The 14,857-nt window shown below is 71.2% G+C and carries 18 protein-coding genes; 9 read left to right on the plus strand and 9 right to left on the minus strand.

The genetic code is table 11. The features are described from left to right. The first annotated feature begins 222 nt into the window (after window positions 1–222). Complete coding sequence (locus ACZ5C2_RS34385; protein WP_468800082.1) at window positions 223–1,188, plus strand: YihY/virulence factor BrkB family protein; 966 nt, start codon at window positions 223–225, stop codon at window positions 1,186–1,188. Window positions 1,189–1,346: 158 nt separating this feature from the next. Further along, entirely contained in the window at window positions 1,347–1,820 is a 474-nt protein-coding gene (locus ACZ5C2_RS34390) for a hypothetical protein (protein WP_468800084.1), read from the plus strand. A 17-nt stretch (window positions 1,821–1,837) separates the two neighbouring features. Here ACZ5C2_RS34390 and ACZ5C2_RS34395 read toward each other — a convergent pair whose 3' ends face one another. The 4 genes from ACZ5C2_RS34395 to ACZ5C2_RS34410 form a co-directional block, all read right to left on the minus strand. After that, a complete protein-coding gene (locus ACZ5C2_RS34395; protein WP_468800086.1) occupies window positions 1,838–1,975 on the minus strand; it encodes a hypothetical protein in 138 nt (45 codons plus the stop codon). A gap of 221 nt (window positions 1,976–2,196) precedes the next feature. After that, window positions 2,197–2,619, minus strand: a complete 423-nt coding sequence (locus tag ACZ5C2_RS34400; protein WP_468800088.1) for a DUF350 domain-containing protein — start codon at window positions 2,617–2,619, stop codon at window positions 2,197–2,199. Window positions 2,620–2,716: 97 nt separating this feature from the next. Next, window positions 2,717–3,046: a hypothetical protein gene (locus ACZ5C2_RS34405; RefSeq protein WP_468800090.1), complete on the minus strand. Its 330-nt coding sequence runs from the start codon at window positions 3,044–3,046 to the stop codon at window positions 2,717–2,719. Between the two features lie 79 nt (window positions 3,047–3,125). Continuing rightward, entirely contained in the window at window positions 3,126–4,568 is a 1,443-nt protein-coding gene (locus ACZ5C2_RS34410) for an amidase (RefSeq protein WP_468800092.1), read from the minus strand. Window positions 4,569–4,658: 90 nt separating this feature from the next. On the opposite strand from ACZ5C2_RS34410, the gene ACZ5C2_RS34415 reads away from it, so the two are divergent. The 6 genes from ACZ5C2_RS34415 (at window position 4,659) to ACZ5C2_RS34440 (ending at window position 10,011) form a co-directional block, all read left to right on the plus strand. Continuing rightward, window positions 4,659–5,294, plus strand: a complete 636-nt coding sequence (locus tag ACZ5C2_RS34415; RefSeq protein WP_468800094.1) for a TetR/AcrR family transcriptional regulator — start codon at window positions 4,659–4,661, stop codon at window positions 5,292–5,294. A gap of 31 nt (window positions 5,295–5,325) precedes the next feature. After that, on the plus strand, window positions 5,326–5,619 hold the full coding sequence (locus ACZ5C2_RS34420; RefSeq protein WP_468800097.1) for a hypothetical protein: 294 nt from the start codon (window positions 5,326–5,328) through the stop codon (window positions 5,617–5,619). Window positions 5,620–5,796: 177 nt separating this feature from the next. After that, on the plus strand, window positions 5,797–6,153 hold the full coding sequence (locus ACZ5C2_RS34425) for a hypothetical protein (RefSeq protein WP_468800099.1): 357 nt from the start codon (window positions 5,797–5,799) through the stop codon (window positions 6,151–6,153). 166 nt (window positions 6,154–6,319) lie between these two features. Further along, window positions 6,320–7,555: a ricin-type beta-trefoil lectin domain protein gene (locus tag ACZ5C2_RS34430; protein WP_468800101.1), complete on the plus strand. Its 1,236-nt coding sequence runs from the start codon at window positions 6,320–6,322 to the stop codon at window positions 7,553–7,555. A 361-nt stretch (window positions 7,556–7,916) separates the two neighbouring features. Continuing rightward, window positions 7,917–8,471 carry a tellurite resistance TerB family protein gene (locus ACZ5C2_RS34435; protein ID WP_468800103.1) on the plus strand — a complete coding sequence of 185 codons (555 nt, stop codon included), beginning with the start codon at window positions 7,917–7,919 and terminating at the stop codon, window positions 8,469–8,471. 88 nt (window positions 8,472–8,559) lie between these two features. Further along, window positions 8,560–10,011, plus strand: coding sequence for a WGR domain-containing protein (locus ACZ5C2_RS34440; RefSeq protein WP_468800105.1), 1,452 nt, complete (start codon window positions 8,560–8,562; stop codon window positions 10,009–10,011). A gap of 81 nt (window positions 10,012–10,092) precedes the next feature. Here the strand turns inward: ACZ5C2_RS34440 and ACZ5C2_RS34445 are convergent, their stop codons facing one another. Then, a complete protein-coding gene (locus tag ACZ5C2_RS34445; protein WP_468800107.1) occupies window positions 10,093–10,830 on the minus strand; it encodes a D-Ala-D-Ala carboxypeptidase family metallohydrolase in 738 nt (245 codons plus the stop codon). A gap of 231 nt (window positions 10,831–11,061) precedes the next feature. Between ACZ5C2_RS34445 and ACZ5C2_RS34450 the strand changes: the two genes are divergently transcribed. Further along, window positions 11,062–11,772, plus strand: coding sequence for an FAD binding domain-containing protein (locus ACZ5C2_RS34450; protein WP_468800109.1), 711 nt, complete (start codon window positions 11,062–11,064; stop codon window positions 11,770–11,772). A 46-nt stretch (window positions 11,773–11,818) separates the two neighbouring features. On the opposite strand, the gene ACZ5C2_RS34455 is transcribed toward ACZ5C2_RS34450, so the two are convergent. The 4 genes from ACZ5C2_RS34455 to ACZ5C2_RS34470 all read right to left on the minus strand — a co-directional run bounded on the left by ACZ5C2_RS34455 (window position 11,819) and on the right by ACZ5C2_RS34470 (window position 14,841). Continuing rightward, window positions 11,819–12,271, minus strand: a complete 453-nt coding sequence (locus tag ACZ5C2_RS34455) for a universal stress protein (protein WP_468800111.1) — start codon at window positions 12,269–12,271, stop codon at window positions 11,819–11,821. 71 nt (window positions 12,272–12,342) lie between these two features. After that, window positions 12,343–13,410 carry a hydrogenase expression/formation protein HypE gene (gene hypE / locus ACZ5C2_RS34460; RefSeq protein WP_468800113.1) on the minus strand — a complete coding sequence of 356 codons (1,068 nt, stop codon included), beginning with the start codon at window positions 13,408–13,410 and terminating at the stop codon, window positions 12,343–12,345. After that, on the minus strand, window positions 13,403–14,542 hold the full coding sequence (gene hypD / locus ACZ5C2_RS34465; RefSeq protein WP_468800115.1) for a hydrogenase formation protein HypD: 1,140 nt from the start codon (window positions 14,540–14,542) through the stop codon (window positions 13,403–13,405). The genes hypE and hypD overlap by 8 nt, the downstream gene beginning before the upstream one ends. Next, window positions 14,539–14,841 (minus strand): HypC/HybG/HupF family hydrogenase formation chaperone, encoded by a 303-nt coding sequence (locus tag ACZ5C2_RS34470; RefSeq protein ID WP_468800117.1) that lies wholly within the window; start codon window positions 14,839–14,841, stop codon window positions 14,539–14,541. Before ACZ5C2_RS34470 ends, hypD begins: the two co-directional genes overlap by 4 nt. Window positions 14,842–14,857 lie beyond the last annotated feature (16 nt).

Raw genomic sequence — 14,857 nt, forward strand, 5'->3', positions numbered from 1 at the left:
ACGGAGTACTCCGGGCGGGCAGTCGGCGCTGAAGCAGAAACCCTCACGACGCGAGCCGTGAGAATCCCCCTCGTTCACGAGGGGGAGAAGTCAAGCCGTAGAACCCGCGCCCGAGGGTGACGCCGAGCGCGTTCTCGCCGTGCTCCAGCAGAGAGGTGTGACGGCAGGGAAAAGGGCGATCAGTGAGTGGAGCAAACCACTCGAGGCGAGGAGGGGCCGCGCATGGGAACCGTCGTCCGTGTTCCGCAGACCCGGGACATGATCGGGGACGCACTCTCCGGAGACGAGGCCTTCGCCGCGCTGCGGCACTACGGGAGCCTGCGGCTGCTGACCGACTCCTTCTCCCGCTTCCGTTACGCGGACGGCTTCACCAACGCCAGGGCGCTCGCCTTCCAAGTGGTCCTCGGCCTGGTGCCGTTCACCGTGGCGCTGGTGGGTCTCGCGACCTCGGCGCACACCGAGAGCGTCGGCCGCGTCATCGAACTCACCCTCGCCCGGATCGTGCCCGGCGCCAGTGCTGATGTCGTCGAGGACGCCTTCGAGGGGACCCGGAGCACCGCCCACGAGGACCTGGGGAGCACCCTGGCCCTGTGGCTCGGCCTGGGCTTCGCCGTGCTGAACCTCGCCTCCGCCATGGGCCAGGTCGAGCGGGGCGCCAACCGCATCTACGGCATCGAACGCGACCGCCCCTTCCCCCGGAAGTACGGCAGAGCCGTCCTCCTCGCGCTCGCCGCGGGCGTGCCGATGGTGCTCGGATTCGTCGTGCTCGTGGCCGGTGACGCGGTGAGCCGTGCGGTGGCGGAGGTGGCCGGAGGGCGGGGGAGTGGCACCGGGTGGTGGGGGGCGCTGGATGTACCGGTGGGGCTGCTGCTGGCATGGGTCGCCTCCGCGGTGCTCTTTCGCTGGTCGCCCCGGCGTACCCAGCCGGGTTACACCTGGCTGGCCTTCGGCTCGGCCGTTCACCTTCTGCTGTGGGTCGCGGCCACCTGGCTGCTCGCGCTGTACGTCGAGGGCAGCGGGGCGTTCGGCGCCCTGTACGGGCCGCTGACCGCCTTCATCGCCCTGTTGCTCTGGGCGAACCTGACCGCCGTCGCCCTCTTCCTCGGAATCGCGTTCGCGGCCCAGCTGGAAGCGGCGCGGGCCGGTGTCGACGTGGCGGTGCGCCCGGATCCGGGGCCGGGCGGCTGACGGCCGGGGAGTGACACGCCGGAATGGGGGTGGCCGGCCGCCGTACGGCGACACGCCGACGCGGGAACGGGGTGAACCCTTCCCCCGTTGTCAGTGTGAGGTTGCACAATGATCGGAAAAGGAGATCAACTCCGGCGCGGTGCTGGGTAGACGGTCTCGTGTCCGGCTCCGGAAAGGTCCTGCTGATGCTCTCCACCGTCCACCGCGAGAATTCCCTCGTCGCCCTGCCCACGGTGCGCCGCCGGCACTCCCGGGCGGATTCCGGCCCGGTGCCGGTGGGCCGTCCGTCGGATGCCGCCGCCGACGCGCTGCGGATCATCGCCGACCCCCGCACCCCCACGTACGTCACGGTGCACGCGAACGGCCGCCGCAGATACAGCTACTGGCGCCCCCTCGACTCCACCACCGGCACGGGAGGTTGCTACGCCGCCCTGCCCACCGCCGACTGCGACGAACTGCACGCGGCAGGGCGGATCACCCTGGGCGAGCCCGTCGTGGACCCCAACCGGACGACGTACCGGGTCCGCCCGGCCGCCCGCGCCCAGACCGCCGCTCGCACCGAGCCGACAGCCGTACGCGCCCGGCCCGAGCCGGTGCGCGGCGCGGCGCGGGAGCGGTTCCGGGTGGCGTGAGGGATCGGCGGCGCGGTTCAGCGGTGCCGCATCCGGACATTCGGTTCCCGGTCCACGCCCTGACCGGTGGAGCGGCCGGTCCGGAGCAGGCCGAGCCCGTCCGGGATCACGTACTCACCCGACTCGGGGAGCACCGTCCCGGTCCAGTCCCCCACTCGGCCACCGTGCCCGGTCATGGTCTGCGAAGCGGGCGCGGACGGCGACATCAGGTGCGACCCCGACGTACGCGACGCCACGCACGGGGCGTCCGGTCGGAGTGGCGGACGCCGCTGCGGTGGAGCCTCCGGACGTTCCCGCTGGAGGCCGACAGCCCGGCACACCGGAACCGGCACACCGGAACCGGCACACCGGCCACGGCGCGCCCGGTGACGGCATGTCAGGCGATGGACGCCGAGACGATGGCGGACACCGCGATGTTGCAGGACGCCGTCACCCAGACCGCCGGGTGGGGTTCGGGCTCCACCAGCGTGGCGCCCAGGCGCCCCGGCGTGATGAGATCCACCACCAGGAACGCCAGGGCCATCATCACCAGGCCCAGCACGCCGAACGCCGCGGTCGACACCAGTCCCTTGCCGAAGTCCTCGTACGTCGTCCAGATCGACGTGAACACGATTCCGCCGATGCCGAGCAACGAGGAGCTGAGCACGAGGGAGGCGTTGCGGTTGCGCTCCTGCCAGATCTGCCGGCCGAGCTTTCCGGGCGTCAGCACGTCGACCAGGATGATACCGAGGACCAGCAGGACCAGTCCGAGTGCGCCGTAGGCGGTGGCCCGGCCGAGTCCGTTGACGATGTCGCTCATGGGGTGTGCCGGCTCCGTAGCGTGAGAGATCTGAATGATCGCGGTCAAGGGCGTGCAAAATGTAGCGCACCCCTTCGACCTCTGGTCTCGTAACCCGTCATGCCCGGCGGCCGACGTCCTCCGCGCGGGACACGAACCGGGAGGCGCCGTCGGTGACCCGGTGGAGGAAGGCGCCGCCGTCCCGGTCGGTGTCGTGGAACCGACCGCCGGGACCGTGGGCGATCCTGCGGGTGTTGCCCCGCCAGGGGCGGCGCAGCAGTTCCGAGCACAGGGCGACGGGGCTGTCGCAGCCGCCGGCGGCGGCCGGGCCGAGGGCGAGGGGACTGCGAGCGCCTCGACGAAGAACGGGGCGAACGGGATTCAGCCAGGCCGGACGGGTGACGTACTCGCCGTTGTCCGCCGACACTTCGACCGGGGAGGGGCCCATGGTGGCGCGGCACGGATGCTGCCTCCTCCGCGCGGCTCGTCGACCCTGGCCGTCTCTCTGCCCGCTGTCCTATCTCCGCCTACCGCGCGGCAGCCGGGGCTTCGGGGCGGGGGTCGACCGGCGTGAGCACGCCGAGGCGGTCCTCGATCTCCTGGGCGGCGGCCAGGCACAGGTCTTCCCGGAACGCGCGCCCGACGATCTGTACGCCGGTTGGCAGTCCGTCGCCGACTCCGGTCGGTACGGCGACCGCGGGTACGCCCACGAAGCTGGTCACGGTGCACAGGCGCATGCCCTCCGTGACCCGTTCCCGTCCCGCTTCATCGCGTGACTCCAGTCCCGGCTCGACGGGCGGCTCGGTGAAAACCGGTCCGAGCAGCAGCGGGTACGCGTCGAGGAACTCTGCCCAGGAGCGGCGGATGCCGAGCCAGGTCCCCATGAGCTTCGTGAGCTCTGCGGCGTTCGCGGGCGGAGTCTTCTCCATGGCCATCCTGATGTAGCGGTCTCCGCCTTCGCCGAGCAGTTTCCGCACCACTGGCCAGGTCGGCGCGAATTCGGTCACGGTGATCCGGCCGTATGCCTCGAGTGCCTCGTCCAGCCGCGGAACGTCCGCCACCTCCCGTACGTCGTTGCCTGCGTCGCGCAACGCGTCCGCTGCCGCTGTGACGGCCCCGCGGACCGTGGGGTGGACGCCGTGGCCGCCGGGGTCGGCGACAAGCGCGACCCTGACCGGTCCTGGCAGCGGTTCGCCGTAGAGGGGCACGGGTACGGCCCGCGGGTCCCGCGGGTCGGTCCCGGCCAGCGCCTCGTATGCCAGCCGGAGGTCGGCGACCGTACGGGCCAGGGGGCCGTCGGTGACGAGCATCTGCGAGGCTGGTCCCGGGTCGTCCGGGCCGAGGACGCGGTGGTCGGCGGGGAACCGCCCGGTGGTCGGCTTCAGCCCCGTCACGCCGCAGAACGAGGCGGGGATCCGTACTGATCCGCCGGAATCGTTGCCGAGTCCGAGTGCGGCCATGCCGGTGGCGACGGCCACTCCGTCACCGCCGCTGCTGCCGCCCGGGGTCCGGCTCCGGTTCCACGGGTTGGCGGTGTCGCCGAACAACTCGCTGCGGGTGTGCATCCCGGCCAGGACCAGGGTGGGCATGTTGCTGTGGCCGATCGGTATGGCTCCCGCCGCGCGGAGCCGGGCCACAGGGGGCGCGTCGGCCGGAGCCACCAAGTCACGGAAGCGTGCCGTTCCGAGTGTGGTCGGCACGCCTTCGACAGCTGTGGTCTCTTTCACCGTGAATGGCACGCCTGCCAGCGGCCCGAGGTCTTCGCCCGCTGCTCGCCGCCGGTCCGTGTGTGCCGCGGTCTCGCGGGCTCGCTCAGCCAACAGCTGCGTGACCGCGTTGACCTGTGGGTTGACCTCGGCGATGCGTTCCAGGTGGCTGTCTACCAGTTCGACCGCCGATATCTCTCCGCCTCGGACCGCCTCCGCCTGGGCGGCGGCCGTCCTTGCCCACAGGGCGTTCTTCCTGATCATCGTGCTTCCCGTCCCCATGCCGAAGTGCTTGGGTCCGAACCCTAGCGCGGAAGCGATACGATCGTATTGGAATAAGGAGGCTGAGCGAACATGCCCAGACAGGTGGACTACGAAAGCCGGCGCCGCGCGATCGCCGAGGCCGTCTGCCTCCTCGCCGACGAACACGGGCCGCAGGGGGTGAGCATGCGCGACGTCGCCGCCCGTGCGCAGGTCTCCCTGGGGGCCGTTCAGCGCTGCTTCCGCAGCAAGGGGGAGATGCTCCTCTTCGCCGTCGACCACGTCGGCGACCGCATCACCGAACGGGTGAGGACCCGCCTGGCCGCAAGCCCGGCCCAGTCGGCCGCCACCGCCCTGGGCCACGCGACCACCGAGATCGCCCTGCTCCGCGAAGAGCACCGCGCCGAAGCACGGATCTGGCTCGCGTTCGTCGCTCAGGCCGCTGTCAACGAGCCGCTCGCCGGCCCGCTGAGAACCAGCTACGCGGCCCTGCAGAACCTCGTCGTCCGCCTCATCACGGAGGCCGCCGAGAGTGGCTCGGCCGACGAAGGTGCTCCGCCGCCCGACCCGCAGCACGAGGCTCGCACTCTGCTCGCCCTCGCCGACGGCCTCACCACCCATGTACTCATGGGCCACTTGACCGCAGAGGAAGCCGAGGAAGTCCTGCACGCGCATCTGGTCGGCCTCTGGGACCGCCTCGGCACCACCCGCCCCCGAAAGGCGGTCTGACCCTCTGGGCGCTCATCGCTTCGCGCGTACCGTGTCGGCTGCACGCTTCGTCCCGGCCCAGGCCACGGCCGCCGGACAGGCCGCCCGCACCCGACCACCCGGCAGGCGCTGGAAGGTGGCCCGCGTCGTCCTCCTCGGCGTCGGCCAAGCGCTGGCCAAGCTCGCCGACGAGCACGGGGTCATCGTGACCGCGGGCTCCAGCACCGGCGGTCGCCGGTATGCCGGTGGTGTCCCCCTCGTCGACGAACGCGGCGTCCCGGCAGCCCTCTCGCGCGGACGGGGACACGGGCGAGGGAGAACACCTCGCCGGCCGGGCACCGTCTGATGGGCCGGCTCTTGGGTGGTGCGGGCGTCGTCCACCCGGCACGTTCGCCGCACGGCGGCTGGCGCCCACTCGAGGTCATCCGGTGGGGACTCGCTGGTGTTCTCCGTCGATGAGTCATGCCCGCGCGCATCCGGGGCATCAGAAGTCCATCTGCCGGAGTGAGAAGGAGCACGAGCCATGAGCAGGGGCAGCCGCACTCTCACCGTCATGTACGTCGCCGTCGCCCTCTGGCTCTCCTTCTGCACGGTACGTACCTGGGGCAACGTCCCCGTCTGGACCACCCTCGCCATGGCCGTCGCCGCCCTCACCCCCGCCGTGGGCGTGGTCCGCGAGACGGTCATCGCCGACGAACGGCGCGCCGTCGCCGTCCTCCGTGAACGGGAGGGCCGCCGGGCGGCGTGGCGCGACGTGGCGGTCGCGGCGCTCGCGCAGGCCGAGGTGGAGGCCGCGTGCTGCGAGCGCTGGTGGACGTCCTGCGCCACCGAACATGACCCGGCCTGCGCACACCGGACCTCGTGGGGCACAACGGCGTGAATCACCGGCCTGCCCCAGGGCCCGGACGGCGCGACGTCGAATCCTGGTCCGGACCAAGGTATTGACGGCCGCTTATCTCACCTCTTGAATCAAGCCGTTGCGCATTCAACCCCCACAACCTCGGTCGGCGCCCCGTCCCACGGGCCGCCGTACGGAAGGGAGAGCCATGTTCTCTCCGCGCACCCGCCGCAGATGGCTGATCGCCGCCATGTCCGCCGTGCTGGCCGCCTCCGGGGCGGTCGGGACGACCGCACGGGCCGAACCGGCGGACGTCACCGCCGCGGCGGCCGTGACGTTCTCCGACACCTTCGACGGGCCCGCCGGCGCGGCCGTCGACTCCTCGAAGTGGCAGATGGAGACCGGCGACAACGTCAACAACCACGAGCGGCAGTACTACACGTCCGGCAACAAGAACGCCGCCCTGGACGGCGAGGGCCATCTGGTCATCACGGCCCGCAAGGAGAACCCGGCCAACTACCAGTGCTGGTACGGCACCTGTCAGTACACCTCGGCACGCCTCAACACCGCGGGCAGGTTCACCGCCCAGTACGGGCACGTCGAGGCGCGGATGAAGATTCCGCGCGGTCAGGGCATGTGGCCCGCCTTCTGGATGCTGGGCACGCCGGTCAACTGGCCGGACTCCGGTGAGATCGACATCATGGAGAACGTCGGCTTCGAGCCCTCCACGGTGCATGGCACGATCCACGGCCCCGGTTACTACGGTTCCGGTGGCATCGGCGCCGGCTACACCCTGCCCGGCGGCCAGGCCTTCGCGGACACCTTCCACACCTTCGCCGTCGACTGGGCACCGGATTCGATCACCTGGTCCGTCGACGGAAACGTCTACCAGCGGCGCACCCCCGCCGACCTGGGTGGAAAACAGTGGGTGTTCAACAAGCCGTACTTCCTGATCCTCAATCTGGCGGTGGGCGGCTACTGGCCCGGTGACCCGGACGGTTCCACCGTCTTCCCGCAGCAACTCCTGGTGGACCACGTGTCGGTGACGACGGGCGACTCGCCGGCCGGCGGCGCGATCCGCGGTCTGGCCGGCAAGTGTGCCGATGTCGCGGGGGCCGGCACGGCCAACGGCACCCCCGTGCAGCTCTACGACTGCAACGGCACCTCCGCCCAGCGGTGGTCGGTGGGCGGCGACGGTACGATCCGGGCGCTCGGCAAGTGTCTGGACGTCGCTTCGGGAGGCACGGCGGACGGCACGCCCGTCCAGCTGTGGGACTGCAACGGCACCGCGGCGCAGAAGTGGGTCGTCACCGCGGCGCGCGACATCGTCAACCCGCAGGCGGACAAGTGCCTGGACGTGACCGGCAACACGTCCGCCAACGGCACCCGGCTGCAGATCTGGACCTGCTCGGGCGGCGCGAACCAGAAGTGGACGGTGGGCTGAGCCGGAGCCGGTACCCGATGTGAACGACCGCCGCCCCGCCCCCAGGGCCCGGGGCGGCACTCGCGCCTACCGCGGTGTTCGCTTGGGCCGTGCCCGGGCGGCAGCACGGGAGGCCGTAGCCGGCGCCGGTGCCGCCGAACCGCCTTCCGCGGCCGGACCGAGGGCTGTTGGCCTCGTGCATGGGGGGGCGATCGTGCATGGATGACGGAACCGGAACTCCCGACATGCCTCTACGGGTTTTTGCCTTTCTTTTGCGGTGCGGGAACATGGCCGAGGTCACGTCCGTTTGACCGGACGGACCGTGCAGACCCGGGCTGACAACCAGGACCGGGCGGACAGCGACAACCCGAGGTGGCACCGAATGGCGATGTGGGACCGGCTCAAGGACCAGGCCAGGACGCTCCAGCAGTCCCAGGGCGCGCAGACGGGAGGCGCCCGGCAGCAGGGGCACGGCTCGTCCTCCTCCGGCGGCGGCTCCAAGGCCAAGCTCATGGGACTGTTCAAGTCCCAGCTGGCCTCGGCCAAGACGGAGCTGAAGAGCGGCGCCTACCGGGACGCGAGCATGGCGATGTGCGCGCTGGTCGCGGCGGCCGACGGCCGGGTCGACCCGGTGGAGCGGCAGCGGGTGGAGGAACTGATCGTCTCCAACGAGGTGCTGCAGAATTTCCCGCCGGACCAGCTCCGCAAGCGGTTCAACGAGCACGTGGACCGGCTCACGGCGAACTTCGAGCAGGGCAAGGCGCGGGCGCTGGAGGACATCGCCAAGGCGGCCAAGAAGCCGGTCGAGGCGCGGGCGGTCGTCCAGACCGGCATGGTCGTCGCCGGTGCCGACGGCAGCTTCGAGCCCTCCGAGCAGTACGCCATCCGCGAGGCCTGCGGGGTGCTCGGTCTCTCGCCGCAGGAGTTCGGCGTCTGACGGCCGCCCCGTTGTCAGTGGCACCCCCTACGGTTTGATCAGTGGGCCCGCCGGAGCGGAAGCGGGCCCGTCCGGGGAGGGGTGTGCCATGTCTGCCGGTTCCATGGAGTCGACGACGTATCTGGAGCTGTCGCAGGAGGGCGGTGGCGCGCACAAGTTCTACGAAGTGTCGGTCGACGGCCAGCTGGTGACGGTGCGGTACGGCCGGATCGGTGCGGCAGGGCAGACCCAGACGACGACGTTCGCCTCGGCGGCGAAGGCGCGGGCCGCCGCGGCGAAGAAGGTGGGGGAGAAGGTCCGCAAGGGCTATGCGCCGGCGGTGCCCGGTCAGCGGGCCCCGCGCGCGGTGACCCGGCGCCAGGTGGTCTCGGCGCCGTCCACCGCGCGTGCCGTGGCTCCCGTGCTGTGGCGGTTCGGGACGGGCTCCTCGGCGTTCGGTATCCATGTCGACGACGACCGCTGCTGGGTCGGCAACCAGTCAGGAGACGTCTTCACCCTGGACCACGAGGGTGGCGTACTGGCCCGTTTCAGTCTGCCGGACGGCGTGAAGTGCCTGGTGGCCGACGACTTCTGGATCTATGCGGGCTGTGACGACGGCCGGGTCTACGATCTGTCGTCGAAACTGCCGTTCGCCGCCTACGACATCGCGGCTGACGTCGACATCTTCTGGCTGGACATCCACGAGGGCGTTCTCGACGTCTCGGACCGCGAGGGCCGGCTCACCGTCATCGACCACGAGGACGAGCACCAGTGGTCCCGCCGCAGCCAGGGTGACCACGCGTGGATGGTCCGCGCCGACGACCGGGCCGTCTACCACGGCCACCACCGGGGCGTCACGGCCTACGCGCCCGACGGCAGCGGCGAGTTGTGGCACACGCCCACCCACGGCGGTGTGCTGTTCGGCTGGCAGGAGGACGACACCGTCTATGCGGGGACGGCGCACCGGGTGGTGCAGCGGCTGTCGAAGGCGACCGGTGCCGTCGAGGCCACCTACGCCTGCGACAGCTCCGTGTACTCGTGCGCCACCGCGCCGGGCGGACGGTTCGTCTTCGCCGGGGACGCGGCGTCGTCCGTCTACTGCTTCGACCGGGACGGCACGCGGCTGTGGAAGCTCGGCACCGGCGGCGGATCGGCGCTGTCGATGCAGTACCGGGACGAGCGGCTGTACCTGGTGACCACGGACGGTTCGCTGGTGTGCGTGGACGCGAGCGAGGCGGCGGTCTCCGCGGCGCAGCAGGGCAGCGTGCCGGTCGTGCGGGACGTCAAGCTCGCCGCCGCCCTGCCCACGTACACGCCGGCCACGACCGCGACCGCGGTGGCCACCGTCGCGCAGGCGCCGTCCGGCGCCGTGGTCGTGGAGTGCGTCCAGCATGACGGGCGCCTGCGCGTCCATGTGGTGTCCGGCGGCTACGACGAGTCGTGGAACGTGCAGTTCCCGCGGGCAATACGGGTCCCCGGCGCACGCTATGTCGTGGACGCGCTGCACCCGGCGGCCGGTGGCTTCTACCGGGTGCGGGGTGAGATCCGGCGGCTGCTGTGACCGGGAGGCGCACCGCACGCTCGCGCGCCGGGGGTTCCCCGGAGTGGGGCCGGGGAACCCTGCTCGGCGGCTGTCGCCCGTTCAGATGCCGCAGGTCGGCGCGGACCAGTAGCGGCTGCCGCGGTGGTCGACGTGGGTGTGGTCGTTGTGCCCCGGATAGCCGGGTCCGAGGATGCCGCGGAAGCCGTGGTTGCGGGCCTGCTTGGCCAGGGTGCACAGGGAGTGCGGTCCGGCACCGAGGTCGGCCCCGTCGCCGTACAGGTGGCGACTGTTGCTTGCCCCGCCCACGGCGTTGTTGCAGGCGTAGGAGCGGAAGCCGCTGGTGACCCGGATCGGCTGGTCACCCAGTGCGTGCCGCAGGGCCTCCAGCTTCCACATCGTCCGCAGTGCGTTGGACTTGGCCGTCGCCGCGCCGACCGCACCGCCCGACCAGGTCGAGTTGCACTGGTTCAGTTCGGCGTAGGTGAAGTGGATGGGCGTGCAGTCGTCGTCCTGGAGGGCGTAGAGCTTGCTGTAGGTGTTGGGGCCCGCCACACCGTCGGCGGCCAGGCCGTAGGCCGACTGGAAACGCTTGAGCGCGGCCGCCGTGGCCGGCCCGAAGCTGCCGTCGACAGCCAGCACGGATCCGTACCCCGGATAGCCGCCCAGCCGGATCTGGAGCTGGCTGACATCGGCGCCCGAGGCGCCCTGGGACAGGGTGCGGGTCCAGCTGTAGCACCCGTCGGCGTGCGCGGTGCCCGCGGTGGCGACGGCACCCACGGCCAATCCGGCCATGAGCATGACAAATGCGAGAAAAAGGCGTACAGCGCGTCTGAACATGAGATCTCCGTTTCGCGACGTGGGGTTCGGCTGAGTGACCGAGCCATGTGACGCGCGTCAACCATGGAGCACGCACCCGATCGGGCGCAAGGCCCCGCCCCGATGGGCGCACACGGCGAACCCGTGAGCCCTGTACGCGCCCCCGGGGCCGTACCGACAATGCAGTGCCCCTGATCACCCCGCGAAGTGCCGTGTTTCCCCACCCCGGTTGAGGAAAGCAGGTCGATCGCCGTGCTGTTGCGTCTGCCCACGTCCCTGTCCGAAGCACAGCAGTACCTGGCCGAAGGGGCGGTTCCCGTCGGCGGCGCCACGCTCGTGTGGGCCCTCTGGCAGCGCGACGGCTTTCCCGAGCAGGCGATGTCCCTGCGCGAACTGTCCGAGGCGAACCTGATAGGCAGTCAGGCCCTGGGCGCGGCCGTCCTGCTGCACCAGGTGGACGACCGGGTGCCGGAAGTGCTGCGCCGGGCCGCCGCCACCGTGGGGACCGGCGCCGTCCGCCGGACGGCCACCGTCGGCGGCAATATCGTCGGCAGCACGCTGCGTTGTCTGCTTCCCGCGGCCCTGGTCCTCAACGCGCGGGCGACCGTCCTGGATGGGAACAGTACGTACGAGACCGACCTGGGCGAAGTGGTGGCCAAGCGTCACCTGCTGCTCCACCTCCGCTGGGACGACCCCGTGACGAGCGGCTACTACAAGGCGCCCGGCGAAGCGGGCGGCCCGCCGCCGCTCGTCGTCGCCACCGCCGTGCATCGCGGTCAGGACGGCCGGCACCACCTCTCCGTCGCCGTCCGGGACGGCTACGACGTGATCAGCGGGACCACTGACTGCCACGCCGGATCCGGCCGGACGCTCCGGGCCCTCGATCGCACCGGCCTGGGAGCGCTGCCCGCGCCGGCGCGAGAGGCGGTACGCCGGGAAGTGGCCGGCATCCTGGACCGCTGACGCGGGGGGTCCACCCGGCCGCCCGGGTGGACCCCCCGCGTCAGCGTCAGCTGTCCGAGTCCTTACGGAGGCGGACCACTACGACCGGGCAGGAGGCGTGCTGGGCACAGCGCTGACTGACCGACCCCAGCATCGCCCGGGCGAAGCCGCCCCGTCCTCGGTGGCCCAACACCAGCAGCTCCGCCCCCTCCGAGGCGCGGATCAGCACCTCCGAGGGGTCGCCCTCGACCAGTCGCTCCCGCAGCCCGTCGGGCCGCTCACCGGGGAACGCGGTGTTCAGTGCCTCCGAGAAGCTCCGTCGTGCCTGCTCCGCGTCGAAAGCCGGTTCGATCGCGGGGCCCGCCCATCCGGCGGACGACGGAGTCTCCCACGCGTGGACGGCCTCCACCACCGCGCCGACCGCGCGGGCATACCGCACGGCCCAGCGCAGTGCCTCGTACGATGGGGGTGATCCGTCCACACCGACGACCACCCGCGGTGCCGGTTCAGTGGATTGCATGGTTACCTCACTCAGCAGTCGCTGTCCGTGTCTTCCACGCTGCCCGGCCCGGCGCCCCGCCGTCGGCGAGGTCAGCAGATGCGCGGGAGCTGCTCGCCCATCGGCAGATCCACCACCCGGGTGCCCCCGAGCCCGGTCCGTGCGACGACCATCCCCGGATGCTCCGTGACCACCTCACCGATGACGGCGGCGCCGGAGCCCAGAGGGTGCGCCCGCATCGCGGCCAGGACCGCGTCGGCGTGCTCCCGGGGCACGAAGGCGACGAGCTTGCCCTCGTTGGCCACGTACATCGGGTCGAGCCCCAGCATGGCGCAGGCACTGGCCACCGGAGCCGGCACCGGGACGGCTCGTTCCCGGACGACGACCCCGCACCCCGAGGCCGCGGCGATCTCGTTCAGCGAGGCGGCCAGACCGCCACGGGTCGGGTCGCGCAGCACATGCAGATCCGGCGTGACCGACAGCATCGCCTCGACGAGTCCGCCGAGCGGCGCGCAGTCGCTCTCGATCTCGACCTCGAACCGCAGGTTCTCCCGTCTGCTCATGATGGCCACACCGTGCACACCGATGGCACCGCTCACCAGGACGGCATCACCGGGAACCACCCGCTCGGGACGCAGGTCGACGCCGGCGGGGATCACACCGATGCCGGACGTGTTGATGTACACGCCGTCACCGTGCCCGGCCTCCACGACCTTGGTGTCACCCGTCACCACCCGCACCCCGGCAGCACGGGCCGCGGCACCGAGCGCCTCGGCGACCCGGCCGACGGTATCGATCTCGACGCCCTCTTCAAGGATCAGCCCACACGAGAGGTACGCCGCGCGGGCCCCGCTCATCGCGAGGTCGTTCACCGTGCCGTTGACCGCCAGGTCGCCGATGCTGCCGCCGGGGAAGAACAGCGGCCGGACCACGAAGGAGTCGGTGGAGAACGCGAGCCGGGCACCGCCGAGCTCGACCACGGCGGAGTCGGTCAGCGCGGCAGGAGCCGTCCCGCCGAGCCCTGGAAGAACGACCTGCTCGACGAGCTCGGCGGACAGGGCGCCGCCCCCGCCGTGGCCCATCACCACGCGTGGCCGGTCACGCAGGGGCGCCGGACAGCTCCAGGAGAGCAGGTCGGGAGCTGCGGTGGTGTCAGACAACGGAGCTCGCCTCCCGGTCCGTGACGGCCCTGTCCGTCGTCGGCAGGTCCAGCCGCCGGTACAGGTAGTAGGCGGCGCAGGCACCCTCACTGGACACCATGGTGGCCCCCAGCGGGTTGCGCGGAGTGCAGGTCGTCCCGAAGGCCTCGCACTCGTGCGGCTTCAGCAGCCCCTGAAGCACCTCTCCACTGCGGCACTCCTCCGGTTCCAGCGTGGCGATGTCCCCCACCTGGAAACGGTGTTCGGCGTCGTAGTCCCGGTAGCGCGCCGACAGCCGCCAGCCGCTGTCCGGAATCACCCCGATACCGCGCCATGCGCGGTCGGCGACCTCGAAGACATCGTCCAGCATCGCCCGCGCGGCGGGGTTGCCCTCGTCCCGTACGGCGCGCGGATAGGCGTTGTCGACGGTGTGCTCACCCCGCTCCAGCTGCCGCACGGTCCGCCGTACGCCTTCCAGGATGTCCAGCGGCTCGAACCCGGTCACCACGATGGGCACCCGGAACCGCTCGGCGAGCGCCGGGTACTCCTGCGTTCCCATCACGCTGCACACGTGCCCGGCCGCCAGGAAACCCTGGACCCGGCAGTCCGGTGACTGCATGATCGCCTCGATCGCGGGAGGCACCCGGACGTGCGAGACCAGCAGACTGAAGTTGCGGACGCCGAGCCTGCGGGCCTGATGCACCGTCATCGCGTTGGGCGGTGCCGTGGTCTCGAAACCGATGCCGAAGAACACCACCTCCCGGTCCGGGTTGTCCTGCGCGATCCGCAGCGCGTCGAGCGGTGAGTACACCACGCGGACGTCGCCGCCCTCCCCGCGGACCTGGAACAGGTCGCGCCCGGTGCCCGGGACCCGGAGCATGTCGCCGAAGGAGCAGAAGATGACCTCGGGCCGTGACGCGATCGCCAGCGCCTTGTCGATCACCTCCAGCGGCGTGACACAGACCGGACAACCCGGTCCGTGAATCAACTCCACCTCGTCGGGCAACAGTTGATCGATTCCATGCCGGATGATGCTGTGCGTCTGGCCGCCGCACACCTCCATCAGCGCCCACGGCCGGGTCACCGAGGCCCTGATGTCGTCGAGCAGGCGTGCCGCAAGCGCGGGGTCCTGGAACTCATCGATGTACTTCACCGCCGTACCTCCCGCGCGAGGTCGTCGCCGCCTGCCTGCGCGGCCTGTTCCCATGGGTCGCCGAACTCCTCCTGGAGCATGCCGAGGTTCTCGAACAGCTCCAGGGTCCGCCGGGCCGACTCCTCGTCCAGCCGCTGCAGGGCGAAGCCGACATGGACGATGGCGTACTCACCGACCCGCAGGTCGGGCAGGTACTCCAGGCACACCTCCTTCACCACCCCGCCGAAATCGACGGTGGCCATACGGGTACCGTCCCGTTCCTCGACGCCCAGCACTCTGCCGGGTACTGCCAGACACATGCGGATCTCCTCACTA

The organism is Streptomyces sp. NPDC031365, assembly GCF_055569765.1.